This is a genomic window from Pseudomonas sp. NPDC087346, from assembly GCF_044744235.1.
In the GTDB taxonomy this organism is placed as follows: domain Bacteria; phylum Pseudomonadota; class Gammaproteobacteria; order Pseudomonadales; family Pseudomonadaceae; genus Aquipseudomonas.
Map to the genome: position 1 here is coordinate 89,655 of NZ_JBIUXX010000027.1, position 426 is coordinate 90,080.

Sequence of the window (426 nt, forward strand, 5' to 3'; positions counted from 1 at the left end):
GAAAAACAGCGGAACGATTTGAGTCAGGCCACCGACGCTGACGGCGATGACCATGAAGAAGGCCAGCAGACCAATATTCTTCTCGACAGCTTCATGCTTCATCAGTGAGCTCCAACTACAGCAATCGTGGCGGCGGCTTCGGCTTCAGCCGGGTTCGAGGCGCGCACGGTGCGCCAGACGTTGTAAGCCATCAGGAACATGCCGCTGGCGAAGAATGCACCGCCCAGCGCACGGACGATGTAGCCCGGGTGGCTGGCTTGCAGCGCTTCGACGAACGAGTAGGTGAGGGTGCCGTCATCGTTGATTGCACGCCACATCAGGCCTTGAGTGATGCCGTTGACCCACATCGAAGCGATGTACAGAACGGTACCGATGGTCGCGAGCCAGTAGTGCGCGTTGATCAGACCGACGCTGTGCATCTGCGCC

At 59.4% G+C, this 426-nt stretch carries 1 protein-coding gene and 1 pseudogene; both read right to left on the bottom strand.

Going from position 1 to position 426, the window contains the following annotated elements:
• A pseudogene (locus ACIOZM_RS17465) lies at positions 1-102 on the bottom strand (cytochrome-c oxidase, cbb3-type subunit II); the annotation flags it as partial.
• Positions 102-426, bottom strand: a 325-nt coding sequence (locus tag ACIOZM_RS17470; protein WP_401216055.1) for a cbb3-type cytochrome c oxidase subunit I, incomplete at its 5' end; no start/stop codon positions are given. The gene ACIOZM_RS17470 and the pseudogene ACIOZM_RS17465, both read right to left, overlap by 1 nt.